Source organism: Pseudoalteromonas sp. SG43-7 (assembly GCF_014164295.1).
Lineage (GTDB): Bacteria > Pseudomonadota > Gammaproteobacteria > Enterobacterales > Alteromonadaceae > Pseudoalteromonas > Pseudoalteromonas rhizosphaerae.
This window is the reverse complement of sequence record NZ_JACJEY010000017.1, coordinates 75,425-95,449: the sequence shown is the minus strand read 5'-3', so window position 1 is coordinate 95,449 and position 20,025 is coordinate 75,425. Positions and strand designations below refer to the sequence as shown.

The 20,025-nt window shown below is 40.1% G+C and carries 14 protein-coding genes; 6 read left to right on the top strand and 8 right to left on the bottom strand.

Annotated elements, in window-relative coordinates; all coding sequences use genetic code 11:
• Positions 1-89: 89 nt before the first annotated feature.
• Positions 90-1,364: a choice-of-anchor I domain-containing protein gene (locus H5200_RS10155; protein WP_404936377.1), complete on the top strand. Its 1,275-nt coding sequence runs from the start codon at positions 90-92 to the stop codon at positions 1,362-1,364.
• A gap of 305 nt (positions 1,365-1,669) precedes the next feature.
• Here H5200_RS10155 and H5200_RS10150 read toward each other — a convergent pair whose 3' ends face one another.
• The 3 genes from H5200_RS10150 to H5200_RS10140 all read right to left on the bottom strand — a co-directional run bounded on the left by H5200_RS10150 (position 1,670) and on the right by H5200_RS10140 (position 6,432).
• Positions 1,670-2,062: a GreA/GreB family elongation factor gene (locus H5200_RS10150; protein WP_182730903.1), complete on the bottom strand. Its 393-nt coding sequence runs from the start codon at positions 2,060-2,062 to the stop codon at positions 1,670-1,672.
• Positions 2,063-2,293: 231 nt separating this feature from the next.
• A complete protein-coding gene (locus H5200_RS10145; RefSeq protein WP_182761432.1) occupies positions 2,294-5,383 on the bottom strand; it encodes an efflux RND transporter permease subunit in 3,090 nt (1,029 codons plus the stop codon).
• Complete coding sequence (locus tag H5200_RS10140) at positions 5,383-6,432, bottom strand: efflux RND transporter periplasmic adaptor subunit (protein WP_182739542.1); 1,050 nt, start codon at positions 6,430-6,432, stop codon at positions 5,383-5,385. Before H5200_RS10140 ends, H5200_RS10145 begins: the two co-directional genes overlap by 1 nt.
• A gap of 170 nt (positions 6,433-6,602) precedes the next feature.
• On the opposite strand from H5200_RS10140, the gene H5200_RS10135 reads away from it, so the two are divergent.
• Entirely contained in the window at positions 6,603-7,208 is a 606-nt protein-coding gene (locus tag H5200_RS10135; protein WP_182739543.1) for a TetR/AcrR family transcriptional regulator, read from the top strand.
• A gap of 17 nt (positions 7,209-7,225) precedes the next feature.
• On the opposite strand, the gene H5200_RS10130 is transcribed toward H5200_RS10135, so the two are convergent.
• A complete protein-coding gene (locus H5200_RS10130) occupies positions 7,226-7,915 on the bottom strand; it encodes a VC0807 family protein (RefSeq protein ID WP_149980025.1) in 690 nt (229 codons plus the stop codon).
• A gap of 107 nt (positions 7,916-8,022) precedes the next feature.
• Positions 8,023-8,931, bottom strand: coding sequence for a LysR family transcriptional regulator (locus H5200_RS10125; RefSeq protein ID WP_182717758.1), 909 nt, complete (start codon positions 8,929-8,931; stop codon positions 8,023-8,025).
• A 120-nt stretch (positions 8,932-9,051) separates the two neighbouring features.
• Between H5200_RS10125 and H5200_RS10120 the strand changes: the two genes are divergently transcribed.
• The 3 genes from H5200_RS10120 (at position 9,052) to H5200_RS10110 (ending at position 14,608) form a co-directional block, all read left to right on the top strand.
• Positions 9,052-11,040 (top strand): ligand-gated channel protein, encoded by a 1,989-nt coding sequence (locus H5200_RS10120; protein ID WP_182761431.1) that lies wholly within the window; start codon positions 9,052-9,054, stop codon positions 11,038-11,040.
• A 432-nt stretch (positions 11,041-11,472) separates the two neighbouring features.
• A complete protein-coding gene (locus H5200_RS10115) occupies positions 11,473-13,500 on the top strand; it encodes an ATP-binding protein (RefSeq protein WP_182761430.1) in 2,028 nt (675 codons plus the stop codon).
• 244 nt (positions 13,501-13,744) lie between these two features.
• The gene (locus tag H5200_RS10110; RefSeq protein WP_182761429.1) at positions 13,745-14,608 is read left to right on the top strand and encodes a diguanylate cyclase domain-containing protein; all 864 of its coding nucleotides are present in this window, start codon (positions 13,745-13,747) and stop codon (positions 14,606-14,608) included.
• A gap of 72 nt (positions 14,609-14,680) precedes the next feature.
• Here H5200_RS10110 and H5200_RS10105 read toward each other — a convergent pair whose 3' ends face one another.
• The 3 genes from H5200_RS10105 to H5200_RS10095 all read right to left on the bottom strand — a co-directional run bounded on the left by H5200_RS10105 (position 14,681) and on the right by H5200_RS10095 (position 17,543).
• Positions 14,681-15,544, bottom strand: a complete 864-nt coding sequence (locus H5200_RS10105; protein WP_182761428.1) for a DMT family transporter — start codon at positions 15,542-15,544, stop codon at positions 14,681-14,683.
• Between the two features lie 131 nt (positions 15,545-15,675).
• The gene (locus H5200_RS10100; RefSeq protein ID WP_145234223.1) at positions 15,676-17,250 is read right to left on the bottom strand and encodes a PepSY domain-containing protein; all 1,575 of its coding nucleotides are present in this window, start codon (positions 17,248-17,250) and stop codon (positions 15,676-15,678) included.
• Positions 17,247-17,543, bottom strand: coding sequence for a hypothetical protein (locus tag H5200_RS10095; protein ID WP_145234221.1), 297 nt, complete (start codon positions 17,541-17,543; stop codon positions 17,247-17,249). Before H5200_RS10095 ends, H5200_RS10100 begins: the two co-directional genes overlap by 4 nt.
• 356 nt (positions 17,544-17,899) lie before the next feature.
• Here H5200_RS10095 and H5200_RS10090 point away from each other — a divergent pair, with 356 nt between their 5' ends.
• Entirely contained in the window at positions 17,900-19,975 is a 2,076-nt protein-coding gene (locus tag H5200_RS10090) for a TonB-dependent receptor (RefSeq protein ID WP_182761427.1), read from the top strand.
• Positions 19,976-20,025: the final 50 nt, after the last annotated feature.

Genomic DNA, 20,025 nt, shown 5'->3' with positions numbered 1-20,025 from the left:
GCGACGGCGAGATTATTTGGAAGGACTAGCCTATTTCGTACAGGTAGTAGTGCAAATCGATTGGAAAAATATGGATGTGAGTGATGTAATTGAAACTTAATAATTATTTTTGGGGATCCCTTAGCACGAAAACTATCACTGATATTTTTCCGCTGGGCTTTAAAGATTATGGTATGGCTGGCAATGAAATAGATGCCAGTGATAAAGATAATATGATCAAACTACAAACCCGCGCAAACGTAGTGGGTATGTATCAACCTGATGGCATCGCAACATTTACACAAGATGGCATAGATTACGTTTTAACTGCCAACGAGGGGGATATACGTGACTGGTTTAGCAACTTCGCTGAAGGTGAGAAAGTTGCAGATATCGTGCTTGATGAGTCGGTATTTACAGACGTAAGTATATTACAAAACAACGTCGAATTAGGGCGTTTATTAGTATCGCAATATGTTGATTCTGATACTGCAGCATCAAGTCATAATAAACTCTATAGTTTTGGTGCACGTTCATTCTCAATCTTCAATGGTGATACCGGTGAGCAGGTGTTTGATAGTGGTTCATCACTTGCCTTTGAAGCTAATAAAGCCGGCGTTTACCCAGATGGTCGCAGTAATGCGAAAGGCACTGAGCCTGAGAGTGTAACAACAGGTATGGTTGCCAATAAGCGCTATGCATTTATTGCTTTAGAGCGTGCTGATGCGGTTGCAGTATATGATATTAGTGATGTTAATGCCGTAAGTTTTGTGCAAATGCTCGTTACCCAAGGTGATGATGCGCCAGAAGGGGTGTTATTTATAACCGCTGATCAAAGCCCAACGTCAAAAGCGCAGCTGGTAGTTGCAAACGAAGACAGTGGTAATATCACCGTCTATAGTGAAAACAACGAAGGCAAGTTTGATTTTGCATCACGCTTGTTAATTGAAGGTGGTGAAGGCGCCGCAGAGATCACGGCTTATGATGCACAAACAAAACGTTTATTCGTAGTAAATAACGGCAGCTTGCTTAACGCTCCTCGTATTGAAGTGATTGATTTTGCTCACCCAAATAACATTGCAACACTTGGCGCAATTGATATTAGCTATTACGGTGCAGGTGTTAATTCTGTCGCAGTATCAAACGGAAAACTTGCCGCTGCGATCGAGTCAGGCGTGAAAACTGATACTGGCGTTGTTGCTATGTTTAACACGAGTAGTTATGAGCTTGAAATGATATCTGCGGTCGGAGCACTGCCAGATATGGTAACTTTCAGTCCCGATGGTAAATTAATCATCACCGCTGACGAAGGCGAACCGAGTAAAGACTATAACGTAGATCCGCTAGGCTCTGTATCAATTATTACCGTGCCAACAATACAGTAGCTAATTCAGTTTTATTTAAACTTCATCTATAACAAAGGTCTCTATTGAGGCCTTTTTTATTAATATATTTAAACGATAAAAGCCCGACATTTTTATAATGCCGAGCTTTGGACTTTATTAAGGTTTCCATGAAACGTTATATGTAAAGTGACAACTCTTTACTTTTCGGTTGTCTTTGTTTTCTCTTTACGTATTTTTCGCTTTTCTTTTAACGTCATTTTTGCTGGTTTTTTAGCTTTTTCTTTACTCATTATAAATAACTCCAATTAAATATATAAAAATTAATAAATAAAAATTGAAATGATTTACTCTATATAATTCTCCTTACTATTAATTGCTAATATTTGCCAAGAGTGAAAACATCCATATTCTTTACACTCAAAAATGTGACCTATTTTATGTCCTAAAAGATCAGTACCTATAGAAGAGTGTAATGACACAACATTATTACATAGCCCCTTTTCTGCAGCCGGAACTAAGCTTATACGGCGTTTATAACCCGTATCAGTATGCTGGATGACTACGGTACAGCCAATTTGTACATGTGGGCTAAACTTTGACCAAGGTCGTTGTGAATACTCTATTTTTTGCAACACATGCGCGAGTTTCAGCGGATGTAAAAATGCTGAACTTTGGCTTAAATAGTTTTTATACTTATAAAAAGCAGGGGTTTTGTACCCGAACAGAAAAGCAAACACGGACTATACCTCCACGAAAACTGAACCGAACTTAAATTTAAAATAATACAGTGAGACTGCCGAGTGTAAGGGTTACACTCGGCTTAGATGTCGAAGGTGAGATTTGTTTTTTGTGGGTGAGATATTAATATAAACATGATGTTCCTCTTATTTAAAGTAATCATACCTCATAAAAATATTATATCAATGGTGTTTTATAATTTAAAAATAAAGATATTAATTTTAAATTCACTAGTGTGCGTTAATTCCATGCTTTTTTGTGCGTAGCGTGCGTTTTGATACTAAATAATATGCCACAGGAACAAAGTAAAATGACAACACAGTGGTTAATACAGTACCACCTGCGATAGCGACGGCAAACGGAGGCCAAAAACCTCCGCCGGCGAGTATGAGTGGTAAAAAGCCACCAACGGTGGTGATAGTCGTGGAGCTGATATGGCGTGAGCAAGTCATCACAGCGGCAACGATTTTGTTTTTATCAGTGAGGGCTTGCAGTGAATTTAACTCTGATAAAATGACAATGGCGGCATTTATGGCCAGTCCCATTAAGCCCAATAAACCAATGATCACAGTAAAACCAAACGGGTAGCCAGCAATAAATACACTGAGCAAGCCCAGCATTGCAGCTTGCAGGGCGTTTATTAAGATTAGCCCTGTGGTGGTAAATGAATTAAATGACATCACCAGTACGGTGATCAATAACACGACAATAATCCCCACTTGGCCAAGCAATTTACCAACCGCTTCGTTGCGTTTTTGCGACTCACCACCGAGCTCTAATCTGTAGCCATGGGGTAATACAAAGCCTGATTGTGCAATGGTGGCGGTCACTTCATTCAGTACGGTTTGCGGTAATACGCCAGTTGCTAAATAAGCTTCGATAATATTAACACGTTCACCGTCACGGCGAGCGATAGAGCCACGAGAAGGGCTCAGTGTTGCACTGGCAAATGATTCAACCACTAGCGGTTGTGCAGTATCTATTTGGCTTGAACTGGCTGGGGTATTTAACTGCGTACTAAATAGCGAGCTAATATCATCTCGGTGCTTATCTGCAACTCTAACGCGTACGGGAACGGTTTCGGTATTATCAATAATACTGCCGACCACGACACCATTGAACTGGTTTTGTAGTTGGGTTGCCATGTTACTTAGGCTTAATCCTGCATGAGTCAGCGCTGCTTCATCGGTGTTTAACCATAGTTTAGGCGAGCCCGACAATAAGGTTGGACGGGTGTGGGTTATATCGTTATGAGCAATGAGCTGCGTGCGTAATTGTTGGCCCAGTTCAGAGAGAGTATCTAGGCTTGGGCCATAAATACGCATTTCAATTGGTGCATTGAATGGTGGACCTTGCTCAAGCTTTCTGACTAAAGTTTGTGCGTTTGGAAATGCTTTATCAAGTTGTATTTGCAAGCTTTTTATTAACTCGTTGGCACGTTTAAAGTCGGTTACTTTTACCATCGCTTGCGCATAGTTGTTGGCGCCGCGATTACGCTGGAGCATATTATAGTAAAAGCTTGGGAAATTAGTTCCGATCATCCAATCGAGCTTTTCAATGCCTTCAGATTGCCGAATTAGTTGATCCATTTTCTCTATGGCTTGTCGAGTTGATGTAATACTCACATGAGGGGCAAAATGCACTTCAATTTGAAACATATCGCGATCTGAGGGCGGGAAAAACTGCTCGGTGAGTTGTCCTGCCCCAAAAAAACCGGCAACAGGGAGTATAAAGACCAGTAGTAAAGTGAGTATTGGTTTTTCTAGGCTACGTTTTAACGTTGCTTCAAAGCGTTTACTGAGTTTAGGTGTGCGTATACCTTGATAAAAGATACCAGTACGCTGTTCGTTATTGATAAATTGCCCTGCAAATACCACCACTAAAGAGTGTGAAATCAGGTATGAACCAATTAAGGCAAAAATAACACTTAAGGCAATACCGCCAATAAACTCTCCTGCAGCACCTGGCATCAACACAATCGGTGCAAACGCTAAAATAGTTGTTAGAGTTGAGCCAAGCAGTGGAAGCCAAAAATGTGCCACGGCTTTTTCTACTGCGGCTAAAGCTGTTAGGCCTTGTTGGCGAAAGCGCTGAACAGCATCGGTGATCACAATGGCGTTATCAACCATAATGCCCAGGGCCACGACTAAACCGGTAACCGACATTTGATGAATAGGTAAGCCATAGAGCTGCATACTTACTAACGTAAACAATACGGTTAAAGGTAACGCGGTGCCGACAACTAGAGCAGCTTTAAAACCTAAAGTGATAAATAGTACCACTAGAATAAGCACAAACCCCACGGTAATATTGCTGAGTAAATCGGCTAAACGAGTTTGGGTATAACCGCGTTGATCAAAAATATCTTGGAGTAAAATTTGGCTTGGTAAGTCTTGGCTAAAGTTATCGATGGCGACATCAACACGCTTAGAAAAAGTATCGATACGCAAGTTTGGTAACATGCGGATCGCAATATAAATACCGGGTTTTCCATCAATTAATGCAATTTCGTTCACGGGTGTTTTTACTGATCGAGTAATTTGGGCTACATCAGAGAGTTGATATTGCCCTGCATTTTGATTACTACTTAGTGGAATTGCGCCAATGCGAGCAATCGAGTCAAACGCACCGGTCACTTCAATTTGCATTTGCGATTTGTCATTTGTAAGGGTACCAGCGGCTACTTTTGCATCTGCACCTTGAATAGCTGCATGAATATGCGCTAAAGGAATACCGGCTAAACTGGCTTTTTGTTGATCAACCGCAACTAAAATTTCCTCATCAACTTGGCCAAAAAAATGCACCAACTCCACACCTGAAACATTACGTAATTGATTTTGCAGTTCTTTTGCATAGCGATTAACCGTTGCTAATGTGGTTATATCGTCATTGGCGTTAAGCGATAAGATACGAGTATAAGCATAGCCACGCTCGTCATCCAGTAGCGGTGATGAAGCATTTACTGGCAACTGGTTGTTGACATCACCTAATAAATCACGCATTCGCGACCAAATGGGTTTAACGTTCGTGACTTCGTCTTTTAGCTCAATGGTGATCACTGAGAGCCCAGGACGAGAAATCGACGATAAATGCTTTACTTCAGCTTGGGATTTTAGTTTTTGTTCGATTTTCTCACTTATTTGCACCTCAACTCGTTCAGCACTGGCGCCAGGTAAAGCAGTGGTTACGATAGCGATACGATTAGTTATTCGAGGATCTTCACTGCGCGCTAAGCCACTGATCGCAGCTAAACCACTAACGATAAGTAACGCCACTAAAAGCGCTTGGACACGCCCGTGATTAAATAAATAGCGGATCATCACAGCACCTTGGTTGGTTGATTTGCAACAACATTAACCGAAATGTTGGCCGACAGCTTATGCATGCCATTGGCAACAATTTGCGCACCATTGTGTAATGGGGCGCCAATAAACGCATAGCCATCATGGGCATAATAAAGCTGCACAATGATAGGTTTTAGTACCTTGTTTTTTATTTGATAAACCTGCCAAGTACCGCGCACACCATCGGCAAGGGCATCAAGAGGCACCCAAAAACCGCTTTGTTGCTGATATTGTTGCACTGTTAATTTTGCTAATTGGCCAGCATAAACAACTGCGCTAGTTGGCAAAGAAAAGCGCATTGTTAAGGTTTGTGTATGTGGGTCGATACTCGCTCCTTTACTGATAGATTGTGCAGTAAAGTTTTGTCCGGCAATCTCAATGTCCATGCTATTTTGGATGGTGCTTTGCAGTGTCAGTGGGATCCCCATGCTAACTTGCGCATGTTGGTTTTCGATTAAACGCACAATCGGTGTACTGGCTGCAACAATTTCACCTTGTGAGGCAAAGCGCTGGCCTAAAATACCGTTGAATGGCGCGGTTAAATGTGCCTTTTCAGTGCGGATACTGACTTCATTCAAGCTTGCTGCTATTGCGGCTAGTTCTGCGTTAAGTACAGCGATATTGGTTTTAACTTGGTCAAGTGCCGAGGTGGCAGAGTAGTTCTTTTTATCAAGCTCTGCTAAACGCTTTTTTTCAAGTTCAGCGAAGGTAAGTTGTGCTTGAATTCGTTGTTTTTGCGCCTGGAGTTTTTGTTCTTCGATAACTAAAAGCTGCGTATTTTGGCGTGCAATAATATCGCCTTGTTTTACTTGCTCGCCTTGATCAAAATAAATTTGTGCAATTTTTCCTGGAAATTCAAAACTCAACTTTGCATCGTTTTGTATGATCACTTTGCCACTAAGCGTACGTGTTTGATAATAGCCCGCCTCTTGTTGTACTGTGTAGGCAGCTACATGAACCAGACTTTCGCCGTAACATATAAATGGTGTGAATAAAATGAATGCACTAAGCAGATATTTTTTCATTATAATATCCTTATTTATCGCCATGTTAAATCAGCGTGGTTAGTCAGGTGCATTAAACACAGTTATGCTTTGTGCTAGACGCAGAATGATTTAGAATTGGACTCAAGAGTCTAATTTTGTATAAATATAAATCAATCAAACTAGACTGTCTAGTTTGATTTGAGGTGAAAATGGAAATAACTACCCTAAGTCGGTCAGAACAAAAACGACAACAAATTATTACAGCTGCAACGACCTTGTTCATGGATAAAGGCTTTCCTAATACCAGCATGGATCAAATTGCTAAATTAGCCCAAGTATCTAAACAAACGGTTTATAGTCATTTCAAAGACAAAAATAATCTATTTGTTGAAACTGTAACAGCGCATTGTTCCTCCTCAAACTTACGTAAAGAGCGTTTTGAGCCATCGCAAAGCCTTGAGGAAAACTTACTACGTGTTGTGACTAATTTTATTACACTGGTATTTTCACCCGAGGCATTGAAAGTATACGACACGTGCGTAGCGCACAAAGATGAATACCCTGAGTTGGCCTTATTGTTTTATGACGCTGCCCCTAAAGTAGTGATGCAGCAGGTAGAGGTCTGCTTATGTAGTATTGCACAGGCGGGCTTGCTTGATATCGACAACCCTAAGTTTGCCACGTTACAGTTACTGGGCATGGCCACAGGTGATTGGAAATTACGCCATGCACTTGGGCACGCAAAAATTAATGATGTACCGCCAGCAGCATATATTGAAGATTGCGTAAGGCGGTTTATTAAAATGTATCGCTAAGGCTTTTGAGTAACCACTTACTGCAATATAAATTCATCGATAGGTTGTTTAGTTAATTTACCTATTTGCTTAAAAATGAAAATAATTGCTCCGCCTAATAGCACCATAGTCGGCGCCACAATGACTGGGTAGCTTAACCAAGTCATACGTCCTAACTCTTCGGCATAAGCTGTGGTGCCTGGCATACTAACAACAATACTTTTTGCTAAAAAGTAGTTGAGTGTTGCAGATAAAAAGAACGCACTGGCAACAATAAAACCGGCAAGACGCATTTTTGCATCAAATACCGCGGTGTTGTTTTGTTGCTCTAACGAATGCATAAGTTTATCAATATCAAGCAATTCAGGATTAATTAGTAATTTACGGATCAGCGGATAAGGGGTGTACTGGCTGATCAATACAATCACACCAATAATTGCTGGTACCATCGCTTCTTTAATCGCGATATAAGCTGGGTCAAGTTCAAATAAACTGATACCGCCAGTAAGTAGTACGCTGATAATGCCAAGTACTGAGAAAAAGTTTACTTTGCCTGATTGTTTAAGTTCCCACAAACCAAATAACAGCGGAAAAGCAAGTGCTACCACTACTGCCCATACGGGGCCTAACGTATCAGGTGTACTAAAGCGGCTTAAAATCACCGCAGGTAAAATAATATTAAAAATTATATTACTGAAAAAATTACTCTTCTTTTTTGCCGCTGTCATTATGCATCAATCATTGGTATTCAATACATAAAGTATATACACAAGTTACTTTAAGATATAGACCCGCTGTGTTGCAGTAGTTACAAGTAAGTTTAGGATAATTTGCTTTATGCAGACTGCTTTAATGAATCTGAGATTTCATCACAGTGCTGTTTTAAAATTTCGATAGCCACTTTGGTTTTACCTGCCAAAATATCTCTTGCTGGGGTAATTGCATACACACTGTAGGTTGGCAGTTGCCAGTCAGTGCATAACTCAACGAGTTCTCCTTCTAGCAATAATGATTGTACTTCTGGCTTTGGTAAAATTGCATAACCAACGCCATCACACACTAATTGAATAATACTGTGCATGTTATTAACCACGATACGTGGTTTTGGGAGCGCTTTTTTTTGGCTGTTTAAACTATGCGTTAATGGGTGATCTGCAGTGCAATGCGAGATACGAGTATAATGGTTTAACTGCCAAGGCGACAGTGTGCAATGCTCAGCCAATGGGTGACTTTTATGTACACATAATACGAGTGGCCACTTCGCCAAAGGCCGAGCAACTAAACTTGAATCATCCAGCGGGCCAATCGCTATAGCCAAATCAGCGCCCGACTTTATTATATCAAGGGGTTCGTCAGATAAAGTCAGTTGCACATCAAAATAAGGGTACTGGTTGGTTAATTTTTTAAGCGGTTCACTTAATATTCCGCCACCAAATCCAACCGGTGCTACTAACTTTAATTGACCACTAGGGCTGTTTTGTAAAAATTGCAGCTTTTCACCAGCTTGTTTTGCAGCGGTGAGGATGGTTACACAGCTTTGATAATAAATCTCGCCAGCCTCGGTGAGTGTCAGTTCTCGTGGACTGCGATTAAATAAGCTCAACTTAATATCAAGCTCTATTTGTTTGATTTGTTGGCTAATTGCTGATGTGGTCATGGCAAGATCAACTGCGGCTTTACTCATACTACCCGTTTCAACAATGCGCACAAATACAGTTAATGCGCGAAGTAATTTTGTATTCATTTGGTTAAGTCTTACTTAATACTGTTTTAAGAAAATACACATTGTAGAAAAAGGAACATCTCACTACCATGCAAACGCTAATTATTATCATTTAAACTGCATTTGTCACGGAGAAAAATCATGAACACGGTAAGTTGTAAGTTAATACCGTTAACTAGCGCCATTTTAACCGCGCTTAGTTTATCCAGCTCAATAGTGTTAGCTGATGAAACGAAACAAGATATGGAAGTTATCGTGGTATCAGCGTCAGGTTATGAGCAAATGTTAAAGGACGCGCCAGCAAGCATCAGTGTGATTGATCGCGCAGATCTGGAAAAACGCTTTTATCGTGACTTAACCGATGCAATGACCGATGTTCCTGGAGTTGTGGTTACCGGCGGTGGCGATCGCAAAGATATAAGCTTGCGAGGCATGGCTAGCCAATACACATTAATTTTAGTTGATGGCCAGCGACAATCATCACGTGAAACAAGGCCAAACAGTGATGGGCCAGGTGTTGAAGGTGCATGGACACCGCCAATCTCTGCAATTGAACGCATTGAAGTGATACGTGGGCCTATGTCGTCCTTGTATGGCTCAGATGCTATCGGTGGGGTGATAAACATTATTACTCGAAAAACACCCCAGCAGTGGTATGGTGAGCTGCGTTTAGACAGTACAGTTCAACAAAGTAGCGACTCAGGTAATACTAATCAAGGTAGTTTTTTCGCAGCTGGTGGACTTGTCCCAGAATTATTAGGTTTGCAATTATATGGGCAGTTTTCAAAACGTGACGAAGATAACTTTACTTCAGGCTTTAGGGGCAAAGAGCAAAGTAACCTTAAAGCAAAGTTTATTTTAACGCCAAACGATAATCACGAAATAATGCTAGAGGTTGGCAGCGCGCAGCAAAAATTTGAAAACACACTGGGTAAAACAGTTGAACCATTGGCGCCGGGTGAAAGCTGTGGCCGAAGAGGTTGCCCAGAATCATCGACAACAGAGTATGAGCAACAAACTTACTCGTTAACCCATAACGGTTATTATGACTTTGGTAACTCGCGCAGCTATTTAAAATACGATAAGTACGATAATACTTCTCGTGAAATGTTTGTTGAAAACACGGATGCGCAAACCAGTTGGACTTTACCGATTTTTGCCGGTCATAACGCGACGCTTGGTGCAGCCTACTTAAAAGAAGTGCTTGATGATTACACGAGTAATAGGATCAGCGAGTTAACCCATGTAGAAAATAAACAGTGGTCGGTATTTGCTGAGGATGAGTGGAGCACCAGCGACAAATTTAAGCTCACCACAGGTTTGCGTTACGACCACGACGATAATTTTTCAGGCCATTGGAGTCCACGTTTATATGGTGTTTATACCGCCTCTAAGGCTATCACTATCAAAGGTGGTATTTCGACAGGTTTTAGAGCGCCTAATATTCGTCAATCAAATGCAGACTGGGGACAAGTAAGTCGAGGCGGCAATATCTATGGCAACCCAGATCTTAGTCCTGAAAAGTCATTGAATTATGAAATGGGTATTTATTACGATCCACGTGGTGATTACACAATCTCAAGTACGGTGTTTTACAATGAGTTTGATGACAAAATTACGCGAATTGCATGCCCACTTACGCAATGCACGGATGGCCAAAATCAGTTTGGTTCAGATCCGACAACCTATGTAAATGTTGATGAAGCCGTGACTCAAGGGTTTGAATTTTCAGTTTCTTACGACTTAACCAGCGATTTAGGTTTAAGCGCTAATTACACTTATACCGATTCTGAGCAAAAAACCGGGCAATATAAAGGCAGTCCTCTCAATCAGTTACCTAAACATATAGTGCAAACATCGTTAAACTGGCAGCCAAGCGATAAGTTAGGGGGGTGGTTACGTGTGCATTATCGTGGTGAGGAAAGTCAACCAACCACAGGACCTTCACAAAGCAGCCTAATTGCACCTAACTACACGTTAGCCGATGTGGGTGGTAATTATGTTTTGACTAAAAGCGTAAAGTTAGGCTTTGGTATTTATAACCTATTTGATAAAGATATCACTGAGAATGAATATGGTTATGTCGAAGACGGACGCCGTTATTGGGCATCGCTCGGGTGGCAGTTTTAATGCATACCACTTAGTAACCCCTGCTTAGGTTAAGTAATAAGGTCTCAATTGAGGCCTTATTTTATAAATGGAGCTTTATAACTAACTGAAAATATAAATAAACTATTGCTGATGAAAAGTTTCTACTCTAAAGTTAGGGTAGCGTGTGTTTCTATTTCGAAGTTTGCAGCAATGTGTTTGGCTTTTAGGCTAGGCTGAGCTTATGTAGTGTGGTAATTCCCCATAAATAGGCGATAACGCAGCATAACTGGCAAACATACTATGCTCTAAGTGTTAAACCTAAATTGAACAAATTTTAATCCCGAAAGGTCAGTCTCCTTAGTAAGGTAAATATTTAATTACACGCTATAATAATTAACCAATATGAAGTGGTTAGATAAGATTTTTTAGCTATAGCATCTGTCGCTATGCAAAATAATACGAGGTATTTATTTGAATTTCCTTCGAAGCTTCCATGATATTGTATCTGATCAAAGTCAAAGTTTTGACGAGAAAACGCATAGTTTGCTCAAGTTTGGGCTTGATGTATTTAATTTAGATATCGCGATTGTTAGTAAAATTGAACAAAATATTTATACCGTGCTCTACGTTATAACACCTGATAATTCTTTAGCTTCTGGTACAACGTTTGATTTAGAAGGCACTTATTGTGTACATACACTCGCAGCAAATGCCGCGCTTACTTTTCATAAAGCGTCGAGTAGTCGCATTGCAAACCACCCATGTTACCTAAATTTCCAGCTCGAATCTTATATTGGGGCGCCAATAAAAGTCGGTTCAAATGTATTCGGTACAGTTAACTTTTCATCACCGGCTGTATCAACTCCCTTTTCACAACAAGCCCATGACTATGTTGAGTTATTTGCACAATGGCTGGGTGCTGAGTTTGCCCGCAAGATCACCAATGAACAGCTTATTAAAAACAACAATACGCTGTTAAAATTAGAGGCTGTAGCAAATATTGGCACGTGGGAAGTTGATTTACTCACTGATAAAGTCACTTGGAGCGAGCAAACACGACGTATTTACCAAGTTAGTGATAGCTATGTTCCTGATCTTAATGCTGCGACTGAATTTTTTAAAGCAGGAGAAAGCAGAGAAAGCATCGTTAATGCAGTGAACTCTGCAATACAAAGTGGCGAGAAATGGCATCTCGACCTCGAACTTGTTACCGCTAATGGACAGACTTTGTGGGTATCAACATTTGGTGAAGCTGAATTATTAAATGGTCGATGTGTGAGGTTATTTGGTACCTTACAAGACGTGACTGAATCGGTCATGCTTCGCGAAGAGTTAAAAAATAAAAAAGCAGAAGCAGAGCGCATGTTAGAAGATAGAAGCATGCTACTAGCTAAAATAAGTCATGAACTCAGGACACCATTGAACGGCATAACCGGAATGTTAACTACGCTATTAGGTGAGCGCCGTGAAGATAAGAGAGTTGAAAAACTAAAGATAGCTTTGCGTAGCGCGGATATTTTATTGAGTATAATTAACGAAGTGCTCGACTTTTCAAAAATAAACCACGGTGAGTTAAAACTCGAACCAAATCATTTTTTATTAAAAACAATTTTTGTTGATCTTGCTTCGTTGTACATTCCATTGTTTAGAGATAGTAAGGTTGATTTTCAAACAAGTATAACGATAGCAGATGACTGTTGGGCTTATTGCGATAATGCTCGGCTGAGCCAAATTGCGTCAAACTTATTAAGTAACGCGTTAAAATTCACTGACGAAGGCTTGGTAAAATTTAATGCTGATGTGAATGTAGTCGGTGATAAATTAGCCTTGCATCTTGAAGTGTGTGACAGCGGAAGGGGGATGACCAACTCATTTTTAGATTCATTGTTCTCACCTTTTACACAAGAAATAGACGCCAAAAAGAGTAAAGGTGGTACCGGCTTAGGCTTGGCAATCGTAAAAGAATTGATTGATTTTATGGGGGGGACAATAACGGTTGATAGTACTTTTAATCAGGGTACGACATTTATCGTGGATATCCCACTTGCAGTCGGCGCAGTACAAATCGAAAATAATCCTCGGGTAAACGTTGTCATAGCGGCAACTAATTTATCGGTTTTAGTTGTTGATGATAACCAAATAAACCGATTGGTACTGGACGCTTCGCTTGAAAAATTAAATATTAAAGCCGATTTTGCAGTTGATGGCGAAGACGCAATTTTAAAGTGTAAGCAAAAAAAATACGATCTTATTTTTATGGATTGCGTGATGCCGCAGCTGGATGGACTTGAGGCCACTAAAATTTTGCGAGCACAACATATTTGTCCTTATGCAGATACCTTAATAGTGGCATTAACTGCAAATACATCATCTACCGATAAAGTTGCGTGCAAAGAAGCTGGCATGGATATGTTTATTTCAAAGCCTTTTAAACTACATTCGATTGAGGAAGCGGTAGTTAATGCTGTAGGAAAGAACAAAACTAAAGAAATAAGCTAGTTTATTAACAGAGAAACATAACGTGGCCTAATATTTGTATGTTTTTTAATGTGGTATTTGATAAAACGCACTATGATTAGTTTTATTATCGCAATATATTATTATTTCTTTATAGCTCTCAACAGCAATGAACCGTATCCTAAGATACGTTATACACTATTACGCAATGATTGATTGCTTAACTGATGGGTACTGTAAATAAATAATAAAGACTGTATTTTTACTGTTTGAGGCATGGAGTTGAATGAAAAATAGTGGTGTGATTTGTCTCTCGGATGTACTTGAACTGATGCTTGACGCTGTTTGCGTGGTTGACAAGCAAGGGGTATTTGTTTTTGTGAGCGCGGCTTTTAAAGACATTTTTGGTTACGAGCCTTGCGAAGTAATTGGTAAACCAATGCTCGACTTTGTTTATAAAGAAGATATTGAGATCACGCTTGACGCAGTAAATACGTTATTATCTGGGGGCTCTAAACCGCGCTTTGAAAATCGTTGGGTGAGAAAAGACGGGCGAGTGGTGCATATATTATGGTCTGTCCGCTGGTCTGATTCACATCAGTTCAGAATTGCTGTTGCTCATGATATCACCGAGCGCAAAAAATTTGAAAAGCAATTACAACATATGGTGGGACATGATCAGCTAACGGGTTTACCCAATCGCATGCTGTTACTTGACCGAATTCAATCAACATTAAAGAAGGCTGACCGACAGCAAGTTGAATTATCGCTACTATTTATAGATTTTGATGGTTTTAAAGAAGTTAATGATTCATATGGGCATCAATGTGGTGATCGATTATTGCAAGCAATTGCAGCTCGGCTGCAAGGGTGTATTCGAGGATCTGATACTGTTGGGCGCTTAGGTGGCGACGAATTTTTAGTCTTACTTCATGGGATTAGCTTACGCTCAGACGTACAAAAAACAGCTGAAAAAATCCGCAAAGAGTGCGAACAAGCTTTTGTGATAGATGAACATTCATTACAGCTTTCAGTCAGTATCGGTATCGCCAGTTATCCTGAAATGGGCGAGAATGAACAACAACTTATTCAACATGCAGATCAAGCAATGTATGTTGCAAAAAATGCAGGGGGTAATCGTATTGTCTAAACACGTTACTCCCCTTTGATCAAAATCAACATTTAGCTTTATAACTAATATTTTTACGTCTTTTTTGGTTTGTTAGTTGCTGTCTTTACTTGTAGACATTGAACTGCCAACCGATGCAACTATCACCAAAAGAATGGCTAACCATTGCCAAAGAGTTAATAACTCGCCTAAAATAATAAAGCCAGCAAGTGCCGCAATAGCGGGCTCTAAGCTCATCATAATACTAAACCCTTGTGCAGGCATATTACGCAGTGCAACCATTTCCAGTGTATAAGGTAGGGCACTTGACATAATAGCAACCAATAAACCTAAAGGGATCACTTCCCAGTTTAGTAGTGCACCACCTTGAGAAATAGCACCATAAGGCACTAATATAAGTGCAGCGACACTCATACCAAGGGCAACAGTCATCCCGCCAGAGCTTTGATTACCCGTTTTTTTGCCAAATAAGATATAGCCAGCCCAACACGCACCAGCTCCCAGTGCCAGAATCACGCCCAGTAGATCGAGACTTTCTTCACCTTTCATATCCGGGAGCAACATTACGATCCCCGATATAGCACAGGCGACCCAAAATAAATCTCGCTTACGTCGCGATGATAGCAGCGCTACCGCTAACGGGCCGGTAAATTCAAGGGCGACCGCAATCCCCAATGGAATACGCGCAATGGCGTAGTAAAAAAAAATGTTCATACCGCCTAAGCATAAGCCATAAACAATAATTGGCATGCGTTGACCCAGTGGCGGAAAGGCGCGCCAAGGTTTAAACACTAAGCACAATATCGTTGCTGAAAAACCTAAACGAAGTGCGGTTGTCCCTTCAGGGCCAATTAATGGAAATAGTTGCTTAGCAATTGAAGCGCCTGACTGAATAGTCACCATGGCAAGTAATACACATATAAAAGCAATGAAAAAAGGAGAAATAACTCGAGACATAACGTATAAAAAATGAAAAAGGAAATTATCTGCAGAGTGTACAGATTAATGTAACAATTTAATATATTTGCGATAAATAGCAGCCATTAAGTGATGCAGGCTCACGTATTAAACAATGCGTGAGCCTTTATTTACCTTATGAACTCTATTGTTTTGTGATCCAGAATTACTTTATCTTTAATGGGTTTTTGCTTTAAGCGTTTAGCGATAAAGAAAAACATAACTGAGAAAAGTGTGGCTATAAAATCAACAGAATAGCTTTCGTAATAGGGGAGCAGAGCTAAATTATTCAGGCCTTGAATAACACTCGAGATGGGTAAACATACGGTTAAAATCGATAATGTTATTAAGCCAGTATAGCTTGCTTTGTTAGCGCCTAGTGTAAAGCAGTAGGCTAAGGAAATAAAAAAAACAACATAATAACACTGCATATAATGGTGATTAATGTTATTTATCAGTATGTTACTCCATTTTGCTAACAATAATACTGCAACAACAGCGAGCATGGATCCTAAACACACGCCAATCGTTAACTTTGCCATAATATGTGTGCCGGTTTTATTTGCATCTTTTTTCATTCGTTTGTCTATCCATAATAAGTTGCCTGAATAAAAAAGCAATGCGCCGAATAGTCCCATTATAAAGTAAGCCCAGCGACCCCACTCACCGCCATATGTTCCAAAATGCAGTGAAAAGATACTCGCGACAAAATTGCCCCAGAAGCTTTCTTCACCCTGTGGGTAAGTTGATCCGCTGATCTCTAAAGTATACGGGTTCATAAATAAATAATCCGTATCAGGTCCACGTACCACTGCAGAATCATTACTCATTTTAAATACAGCGGAAGGGGACGCTAAATTCAATCGACTGTAGCTAATATGTATTGGCTCATAGCCTGTAGCGTAGCCCTTAGCCGCTAGTATTTGTGTATCAATACGTTTCAGTTCGCTGATGTTATAAGCGTGTGTTGCGGTTGGGGGACGCTCAAATAGTGGTTTGTCACCATAAAACTGGGCCAAACCATCATAAATTAAGTCGTGAAAAGCAAATACAATAACAGTAAACGCAATGATCAAATGAAAGGGCAAACTCGCAACGCCAATAAGGTTATGGCTATCTAACCAAAAGCGACTCGGGCCTTTTTCTTTTCGCAGCGCAAAAAATGTTTTTACCAGTGTTGGTAAAAGGATAATTACACCGGACACCAAGGCTAAAAAATACAGTCCTGCAGCAATACCTAGAATGTAAACGCCAGATTGGTCGTGGCCAATTTCACCAATAAAGCCTGCGGTACGGTGTAGGTAATCGATTAAATCAGCAAGTTTATGTTCTGCTTGATCAGCAATTATCAGCTTTTGATCTTCATCAAGATATGCTGTTTGCTGTTGATTATCTAGGTGCATGCCACGAGCTTGACCTTGTGTATACCACGACAGTGGCGCAGCTGTTGTTAAAAGGTCGAGTTCAAAACCTTTTGCCATTTGCTCAGGATAAACAGTGATGGCTTTGTCGACTAAGCTTTGATAGTTTGTAGTAGTGGGATCGGTAAGTGGTGCAGTAGTTGGCTCTGCCCATTGTTGGATTTCATGTTTAAACATGGTCAAACTACCAGCATAAAAGCCGATGAAAAGTACTAAACCTGCAATGATCCCCGTCCATGTATGCACACCTTGGTAGGTGCGTAAAATATCGGCTCTTACTTTCATAATCCACCCCTTAACAGCAAAAATAAACTATACAAGATAACATTTGCTCCACCGAGTATGAGCCAAGCTTGCCTCGCTGAATTAAATAAATAAGTAAAACTAAAGAGCGTGAGCCATAAAATCGGGATCATCCACATATTAAATTGAACCTTGTCTTGGGCATCAATTCCGCCTGGGCCGTACCAAGCAAAAAAAGCAATCAGAATATAAGCCAGCGCTAAACCCAGCAATACACCAGCTAAACTTTTACCAAGCCAAGTTGGTTGAATTTTTTGTCTTTGCTCAGATGTCATTTCTTAGCCCTTTCACTTTAATTAAGCTTGCAAATGGCATGACCATTAAAGCGAGCATCAGTATTAAAATAATAAAGAAGCTTGCTGCTAATTTAGACAGTGTAGAAAAAGAAATGATAATTGCAGTTATAAACAGCATTAGCGCAAGTGTACGCCAGTGTTTAGAAATAGGTTTAGTAAGTAATCTTTGATGGCGATTACTGCAGTAGAGCACAGTTATAGCAATGAGTAAGATAACAATAACGGTAAATTGAGACATAAGAGCAATAATAGTTTATTTTTAATGCCATTCTAAATGATAAGTAAACTCAATTGCAATACTGTAGTTGATATGGTATTTTTTCGCGCAATTTAAAATGTCTCAAAAAAAGGAAATTATTTTGGCTGCTTTATTTAAACGCAATAAGCTTTCACTGCTTATTGCCAGCGCGCTGTTATTTACTCAAGCTCAGGTATTAGCAGATGATGAGGGTAATCGCGAATCAATCGATACTATCGTTGTTACGGGTGAAAAAATAGCAAAATCACTTAAAGACACTATTACCTCAGTTGCGGTCGTCGATAAGTCGTTATTAGAAAATGGTCAGCTAGCATCTGTTTCAGAAGCGCTTGCAGAAATGGCGAATGTAGTGGTGTTAACGGGGTCAGTTCCTGATATGCGTGGTGTGTCAGGTAACGGTGGAGCAACAGGGTTTAATTCGTTTAGTGGTGGCTCTAAAGCGCGAGTATCAACGTTAGTTGACGGTGTAGGTCAGCCGTTTGTCGCTGATTTAACCGGTGATACTGGTTTGTGGGATATGGAGCAAATAGCAGTGTATCGAGGTCCACAATCAACAAGTAATGGTCGTAATAGCATTGCTGGCGCTGTTTATATGACAACCAAAGCACCGACTCAAGACTTTGAAGGCGCAGTGCGAGTCGGTTACCGCAATCAAGATAGCTACCTTGACACCGCAGCCGTTGTTTCCGGTGCATTAGTTGAAGATGTACTTGCTTTTAGGTTATCGACTCAATATGTTGATGGTGAAACTTACAGTAACCCAACTGTCTATGAAACAAATCCGACAGATCGCGATCTAAATAAATTAAACACCTCAAGCACCCGAGCAAAATTACTTTATACTCCATTTGATGATCTATCAATTCAACTAAGTTATTCAAACTACAGTGAAAAAGGAAATTCTGGTCGTCATTATTATGAAGGTGACAACCCATCTGATTATATACCACTGTTTCAACGTATAATGGATACAGATTCAGATACAACACAAATCGATTTTGAATATAAGATTGATGAGAACTTCTCTGTGGATCTGCTGGTGGCATATATGGATTATCATTGGGCGTTTGATGCTTATGAGCCGCTAGCAACAGCAGAATCTGATGTTACTATGGATGAAAAAAATATTACCATTGATGGTAAATTAAACTTCGGTCTTAGTAGTGATTTTTACTCAGGTTTTATTGGCTTAGCTTATTTCGATCGAGATCAAGATTTCGACAGTACTGGAGCAACAGATTATTTTGGTGATGATAGCAGTGATTCGATAGCTATTTACTCAGAGGCAAGCTTCAACCTAACAGATAAGTTAATAGTAACAGGTGGCTTGCGGGTTGAACATGAAAGTCAACTTCGTAACTTTAACATGGCATTTAGAGGCGATGCCTTAGCTGAACAGCTAGATGATTCTAATACTATTAAATTACCTACCTTAGCTATTCAATACAAAGTTACCGAGGCAACTACTTTATCAGCCAGTGCGCGGCGTGGTTATAATTCCGGCGGTGGTGCACTCGACTTTAATGCTGAAGATTATTATTACTATGATGAAGAAACTGTTAATACCTATGAGGTAGGCACACGTAGTGTATTAAATAACGGCGACATTAATATCAGTGCAAATGTCTTTTACAATAACTTTGACGGTTATCAGGCATTAAGTTCAGATCGTAGAATTACTAATATCGATGACGCTCATAGTTATGGTTTAGAGCTTGAGGCTTACAGTATGTTAGGTGAGCAATGGCAGTTACATGCTGGTCTAGGATTGTTAAAAACAAAAATTGACGCATCTACAACGTATTCTGAAGCGGTTGGTAACGAACTTAATTCAGCCCCTTCATTTACAGCCAGTTTAGGTCTGTCTCATTGGTTTACTGACAACCTTAAAATCAATGTCAGTGCAAATTATGTCGATGAGTATTACGGTGATCTTACTAACAGTGAAGAGCGCATGGCAGGTGATTACACTATTACTCGCGCTACAATAAGCTATGACACAATGAATTGGTTAATTAGCGCTTATATTAATAATGCCTTTGATGAACAAGGTTATACCAGTGTAGAGCCTGTAAGTGGCAGGTATCCAACTGGTTATGTCTCTGTAGTTAGCCCACAAACATTAGGTGCTTCAGTTACTTATCGTTTTTAGCTACTCTAAAACCTTAGGCTGTTGCTGTATAAAAGCCTGAGGTTTTTAAT

Coding starts and splice junctions, on each gene's coding strand:
- H5200_RS10145 (WP_182761432.1), bottom strand. CDS start 5,383: ATGATCCGCTATTTATTTAATCACGGGCGTGTCCAAGCGCTTTTAGTG.
- H5200_RS10140 (WP_182739542.1), bottom strand. CDS start 6,432: ATGAAAAAATATCTGCTTAGTGCATTCATTTTATTCACACCATTTATA.
- H5200_RS10135 (WP_182739543.1), top strand. CDS start 6,603: ATGGAAATAACTACCCTAAGTCGGTCAGAACAAAAACGACAACAAATT.
- H5200_RS10130 (WP_149980025.1), bottom strand. CDS start 7,915: ATGACAGCGGCAAAAAAGAAGAGTAATTTTTTCAGTAATATAATTTTT.
- H5200_RS10125 (WP_182717758.1), bottom strand. CDS start 8,931: ATGAATACAAAATTACTTCGCGCATTAACTGTATTTGTGCGCATTGTT.
- H5200_RS10120 (WP_182761431.1), top strand. CDS start 9,052: ATGAACACGGTAAGTTGTAAGTTAATACCGTTAACTAGCGCCATTTTA.
- H5200_RS10110 (WP_182761429.1), top strand. CDS start 13,745: ATGAAAAATAGTGGTGTGATTTGTCTCTCGGATGTACTTGAACTGATG.
- H5200_RS10105 (WP_182761428.1), bottom strand. CDS start 15,544: ATGTCTCGAGTTATTTCTCCTTTTTTCATTGCTTTTATATGTGTATTA.
- H5200_RS10100 (WP_145234223.1), bottom strand. CDS start 17,250: ATGAAAGTAAGAGCCGATATTTTACGCACCTACCAAGGTGTGCATACA.
- H5200_RS10095 (WP_145234221.1), bottom strand. CDS start 17,543: ATGACATCTGAGCAAAGACAAAAAATTCAACCAACTTGGCTTGGTAAA.
- H5200_RS10090 (WP_182761427.1), top strand. CDS start 17,900: ATGTCTCAAAAAAAGGAAATTATTTTGGCTGCTTTATTTAAACGCAAT.